Annotated in this window: 1 protein-coding gene; it reads left to right on the top strand. The window is 46.2% G+C overall.

Features of this window, described 5'->3' with window-relative positions; all coding sequences use genetic code 11:
- Positions 1-251, top strand: a 251-nt coding sequence (locus F7Q90_RS27580; protein WP_249042853.1) for a transposase, incomplete at both ends; no start/stop codon positions are given.

The following is a 251-nucleotide window of genomic DNA, read 5'->3' as shown; positions in this document are numbered from 1 at the left end:
ACAGCAGCGTCAGCAAACGGACGAAGTCGGTCAATGTCAGTTTCAAAACGCCCACCCGGGGTGAAATCGCGCATCTGGTGATTGACTCCACCGGGCTGAAGGTCTTTGGTGAAGGTGAGTGGAAAGTGGCTTTGTTGAATAAATGGATTTTATGCTGTGGTACTATGAAAACGGTTGTTTCAGATAACATAAAATCAATGCATTACATGCTTGCGTATGACGGTGTTCTGTCTGGCATCAGCGTTTTCTAC

This window comes from Pantoea stewartii subsp. stewartii, from assembly GCF_008801695.1.
Lineage (GTDB): Bacteria > Pseudomonadota > Gammaproteobacteria > Enterobacterales > Enterobacteriaceae > Pantoea > Pantoea stewartii.
The sequence above is the reverse complement of the archived record's forward strand: the minus strand, read 5'-3'. Positions and strand labels throughout refer to the sequence as shown.